Raw genomic sequence first — 5,586 nt, 5'->3', positions numbered from 1 at the left:
ATTCTATAGAATGTTTAATATAGAATAAAGGAGGGGTAAAATGACAATTGATCTTAATCTATTTTTAACTACTGCTTTAGCTGTTCTTATCTTGTTAATGGGCGATTTTATAAAAAAAAGAAGTGTTTTTCTAAAAAAATTTTGTATTCCTATCCCTGTTATAGGTGGTCTCTTATTTACTCTTATTGTTTTAATTGGATATACTACAAATTTTTTTACTTTTAACCTAAATTTTGTTTTGAGTGATTTTTTTATGCTTGCTTTTTATGCTAGTATTGGTTTTACAGCTAGTTATAAACTATTAAAAAAAGGCGGTCCTAATGTAATCAAATTTTTACTTCTTTCCGCTATAGTCGTAATTTTTCAAAATATTGTAGGTATATCTCTTGCTAAATTTATGGGTTTAAATCCACTTATTGGCCTTGCTACTGCCTCTATTCCTATGACTGGTGGACATGGAACCTCTGCAGCATTTTCTCCAGTCTTGGAAGCTGCTGGTCTTGAAAATGCCTTAACAATTACACTCGCCGCTGCTACTTTTGGTCTTATTGCAGGTAGCCTTATAGGTGGACCTGTTGGAAAATATCTCATTGAAAAACATAATTTAACCTCTGATTCTAACAGCGGAATCGCTTCATTTGTAAAAGATGAAATCGAAAAAATTAGCAATCTCGATGAGAAAGGAGTTTACTTAGCAGTGTATCAAATAATTTTAGCTATGGCTTTAGGATCTGTTATTTCAATGCTCCTAGCTAAAACCGGGTTAACCTTTCCTGCATCAGTTGGTGCTATGGTTGCTGCCGCTATTTTAAGAAATTTTGCTGATTATTCATACAAAATAGATATTAAAGAAAATGAAATTAGAATTATTGGTGAGATTTCTCTTATAATATTTTTAGCTTTTTCTATGATGAATTTAAAATTATGGCAAATATCTGACTTAGCTATTCCTATGTTTATTCTTTTAGGAGCTCAAATTATTCTTATGGTTCTTTGTGCAATATATATAGATTTTAAAATTATGGGAAAAGATTATGAAGCATCTATGATAGCCGTTGGACACTGTGGCTTTGGATTAGGTGCCGTTCCTACAGCTATGGCAAATATGCAATCCATTGAAGAAAAATATGGAGGAGCTCCAACAGCATTTTTTATTGTACCTTTAGTTGGAAGTCTCTTTATAAACTTTTTTAACTCAGCTATAATTGTTGGTTTTATAAATTTTTTATCTTAAAAGGAGGACAATATGAAAAAACTATTAATGGCAAAAGGAGCAAAATCTATTGTTGAAACTAATCTTGGAGTTAAAAAGGGTGAACAAGTAGCTATAATAACTGAACCCAAACAAATGACAATTGCAGAATCTTTAGCTAGTGCTGTATTTGCAGCTGGAGCTGAACCTTCAATTCATATTTTAATGCCTAGAGAAAGAGATGGTCAAGAGCCACCAAAAACAATTGCTGCTGCAATGGAGAATTCCGATGCTTTTATATCTGCCGTATATACATCTATTACACATACAAATGCAGTAAAAAATGCCTGTAAAAATGGTTCAAGAGGTATTATGTTAACTCAATTTAATGAAGACCAAATGATAAGAGGTGGAATTTTTGCTGACTATTATGAAGCTGAAAAAAACTGTAAAAAAGTGGCTGAAATAATGGCCAACTCAAAAATAATATCCATCACAACTCCAATGGGAACAAACCTGGTAGTTTCTGCAGAAGGTAGAAGAGGAAACGCTCTAACTGGACTTGTTGGTCCTGGCGAATTTGGTCCAGTTCCAACAATTGAAGCCAATGTTTCCCCTGTTGAAGGATCCGCTAATGGAGTCATCGTTGCTGATGCCAGTATCCCTTATATTGGAATTGGTCTTCTTAAAACACCTGTAAAAGCTCAAGTAAAAGATGGCTTTATAATTCCTGAATCTATTGTTGGAGGTGAGGAAGCACAAAAATTAGCAGCTGATTGGATTAGCAAAAAGGATGCTAATGTCTACAATATAGCTGAAATTGGAGTTGGTCTAAATCCTATGTGCACATTTACAGGCTCTATGTTGGAGGATGAAGGCGTATATGGATCTCTACATATAGGGGTTGGGACAAACATTACTCTTGGTGGTGTGGTTAAAGCGGCTTGTCACTATGATTTAATAATGACAAACCCAACATTAATTGCAGATGATATAATGATTTTAAAAGATGGTCAATTGATGCTTTAACATTTTAAGCAACTTAAGCCCTTTATCTCTAAAGGGCTTAACTGCTCAAATATTATTACTACAAATTCAAAATTAAACTTTAATTTTTCATTTTCATCAACAGATGGATATATTACTATGAATATATTACAACTGACTCATATGCTCTCAATCTTATTTTTTTACTATTTAATAACAAATCGCTATAATTCCCAATTAAAATATCTTTTCCTATAAACTCTTCTGGAATTTCAACTTCTATCTCATCCTCATAGAAGTTGTTTATAACTAAAAGTTTTTCATTTTGAAATTTACGAATATATCCAAAAATTTGAGGATTCTCCTCATACATAGGTATAAAATCTCCATTTGAAATAACTTTATACTTTTTTCTTAATTCAATTAACTTTTTATAATAATAAAAAACTGAATCCTCATCTTCTAAATTGTTTTCAACATTTATATCCAAATAATTTTTAGCCACTTCTATCCATGGAGTTCCCTCAGTAAATCCAGCATTTTTATTTCCATTCCATTGAATCGGAGTTCTACTATTATCTCTAGATTTTTGTCCTAAAATCTCTATAGCCTCATCTATAGTTTTTCCCTTTTCAAGAAGTATATTATAATTGTTTAAAGCTTCTACATCTCTATATTCATCAATATTTTCGAAATGGGGATTAGTCATTGCTATCTCCTCCCCTTGATAGATATATGGGGTTCCCCTTAGCATATGAATAGCTGTTCCCAACATTTTTCCAGATTCTTTTAAATATTTTTCATTTCCAAATCTAGAAACAATTCTTGGTTGATCATGGTTGCACCAAAATACAGCACTCCAGCCATTTCCTTTTTCCATTTCAACTTGCCATTTAAAAAATATCTCTTTTAAGGATTTAAAATCCATATCTCCTAAAGCCCATTTTTCTCCATTTGGATAATCTACCTTTAAATGATGAAAATTAAATACCATAGACAACTCTTTATTTTCTGGTTTTGTGTACTCTATACAATGTGGGATAGTTGTTGAAGACATCTCACCTACAGTTAAACTTCCTGGATATTTCCCAAAAGTATTAGCTGTTAACTCCTTTAAAAACTCATGAACTCTAGGTCCATCTGTATAGAATTTTCTTCCATCTGACGTAGCAGTTTTATAGTTGTCATCTGGAAAACTTTGATCCTTTGAAATCAAATTTATTACATCTAATCTAAAGCCATCCACACCTTTTTCTAACCAAAAATTTATCATTTTATAAATATCATCTCTTAAATCAGGATTTTCCCAATTGAGATCAGCTTGGGTTACATCAAAAAGATGTAAGTAGTATTTTCCAAGTGATTCCACATATTCCCAAGCACTTCCTCCAAATTTTGAGGCCCAATTATTTGGAGCTTTATCCGCTACTCCATCTTTCCAAATATAGTAGTTATGGTATCTGTTCTCTGGACCTTTCAAAGCTTCTTTAAACCAAAAGTGCTCTGTTGATGTATGGTTAATAACCATATCCATTATTAATTTCATGCCTTTTTTATGCATTTCATCTAATAGTTCATGAAAATCTTCCATAGTTCCAAATACTGGATCAATATTATAATAGTCAGCTATATCATATCCATTGTCCATCATTGGTGAAACGTACATTGGCGTTGTCCAAACTACATCTATACCTAATTTTTTTAAATAGTCTAGTTTACTTATAATCCCCTTAATATCTCCTATTCCATCCCCATTGCTATCACAAAAACTTTTTGGATATATCTGATAAACTGTGGCACTTTTCCACCAATCTTTTTCTAACATAATTTTCCTCACTTTTTATTTTATATTTTTTATCTCTTTGCAAATCTACCTTTGCTCAATAAATATGTAGCAATAATTGGAACTATAAAAGCTATTGCCATAGCTATAATATAGTTTATCCAAAACTTAGGTTGAATAGCTAAAAATGCTGGAAGACCACCTATTCCTATTGAATTTGCTAAAACTCCTGTTAAAGTTGAATAAGTTGCAGCAAGAGCAGAACCTATTAAAGCTCCATAAAATGGATACATAAATCTTAAGTTCACTCCAAACATAGCTGGTTCAGTAACTCCTAACCACGCTGATATTGCCGACGATAAAGACAATGATTTTAATTTTTCATCCTTTTTATTTAAAAACATAATTGTTACAGCAGCTGAACCTTGAGCTATGTTACTCAGTGCTATCATTGGCCAAATCATTGTTCCACCTTGAGCAATTAGTTGTAAATCCACTGCCAAAAATGTATGATGGACTCCTGTTATAACTAGAGGTGCATAAAGCATTCCAAAAATTATTGATCCCAACACTCTAAAAGGTCCAGTTAATAAAATATTAAATATTGCGGCTATATAATTTCCTAACTCACGAGATACTGGTCCAATAACTAAATATGACACAATAACTGTTATAAACAAAACTAAAAATGGAAGCAGTATCATCTTTAAAATTTCTGAAAGATGCTTTCTTAAAAAAAGCTCCATTTTTGCCATAAATATTCCTGCCAACATAGCTGGTATAACTTGAGCTTGATAACCAACTTTTTCAATAGTTATAAATCCAAAATCCCAGAAAGGTACTGTTCCTGTTGCTTGAGCTGTTGCATAGGCATAGGCATTCATAAGCTGTGGTGAAACTAGGGTTATTCCTAAAACTATTCCTAAAATCTCTGTTCCTCCATATTTTTTTACTGTGGACCATGTTACTCCCACTGGTAAAAAGTGAAATATAGCTTCTCCTAAAATCCATAAAAAACTATGAAGTTCTGCTAACTTAGGATATAGACTTGTTAAAGTTTGGTTCCCATTTCCAAATATTGCCAAGTCACCAATTATATTTCTAAACCCTAATATCAATCCACCTGCAATAATAACAGGAAGAAGCGGTGTAAATATCTCTGCAAATCCACCTACAATTTTTTGTAACATCCCCATTTTTTCACTGGCAGCAACTTTTGTTTCCTCTTTAGTCGCCTCAGAAATTCCTGCAGCCATAATAAAATCTTTATATAAATCCTTAACTTGATTTCCTATAATTATTTGAAATTGTCCTGATGTTGAAAAACACCCTTTTACTAATGAGCTATTCTCCAACTCTATTTTTTTTACTAAACTCTCATCTTTTAAAACTAATCTAAGTCTAGTTACGCAATGAGTTGCACTAATTAAATTTTCTTTTCCACCAATCAAATCTAATATCTCTTTAGCTTCGCTTTCATATCTACCCATTTTAAACCTCCAATGTTTTTAAAAAAACTTTTTAATCTCTTATTGAACATATCATATAAATTTTTTCTTATTTTGTCAACAACTTGTTTAAACAAGTTTAGATATTTATATAAATGATTTTTTCTGATATAATA

The 5,586-nt window shown here is 31.8% G+C and carries 4 protein-coding genes; 2 read left to right on the top strand and 2 right to left on the bottom strand.

Annotated features, from left to right (window positions below; translation table 11 throughout):
- Nucleotides 1-40: 40 nt before the first annotated feature.
- Nucleotides 41-1,234, top strand: coding sequence for a sodium/glutamate symporter (gene gltS / locus ACMOUI_RS01065; RefSeq protein WP_418963895.1), 1,194 nt, complete (start codon nt 41-43; stop codon nt 1,232-1,234).
- Between the two features lie 12 nt (nt 1,235-1,246).
- A complete protein-coding gene (locus ACMOUI_RS01060) occupies nt 1,247-2,221 on the top strand; it encodes an aminopeptidase (RefSeq protein ID WP_418963894.1) in 975 nt (324 codons plus the stop codon).
- Nucleotides 2,222-2,336: 115 nt separating this feature from the next.
- On the opposite strand, the gene treC is transcribed toward ACMOUI_RS01060, so the two are convergent.
- Entirely contained in the window at nt 2,337-4,004 is a 1,668-nt protein-coding gene (gene treC, locus ACMOUI_RS01055) for an alpha,alpha-phosphotrehalase (RefSeq protein WP_418963893.1), read from the bottom strand.
- A gap of 29 nt (nt 4,005-4,033) precedes the next feature.
- Nucleotides 4,034-5,452, bottom strand: coding sequence for a PTS system trehalose-specific EIIBC component (gene treP / locus ACMOUI_RS01050; RefSeq protein WP_418963892.1), 1,419 nt, complete (start codon nt 5,450-5,452; stop codon nt 4,034-4,036).
- Nucleotides 5,453-5,586 lie beyond the last annotated feature (134 nt).

The sequence above is a fragment of the Cetobacterium sp. genome (assembly GCF_048470075.1).
Classification (GTDB): Bacteria; Fusobacteriota; Fusobacteriia; order Fusobacteriales; family Fusobacteriaceae; genus Cetobacterium_A.
This window is presented reverse-complemented; position numbering and strand designations above follow the sequence as displayed.

Coding starts and splice junctions, on each gene's coding strand:
- gltS (WP_418963895.1), top strand. CDS start 41: ATGACAATTGATCTTAATCTATTTTTAACTACTGCTTTAGCTGTTCTT.
- ACMOUI_RS01060 (WP_418963894.1), top strand. CDS start 1,247: ATGAAAAAACTATTAATGGCAAAAGGAGCAAAATCTATTGTTGAAACT.
- treC (WP_418963893.1), bottom strand. CDS start 4,004: ATGTTAGAAAAAGATTGGTGGAAAAGTGCCACAGTTTATCAGATATAT.
- treP (WP_418963892.1), bottom strand. CDS start 5,452: ATGGGTAGATATGAAAGCGAAGCTAAAGAGATATTAGATTTGATTGGT.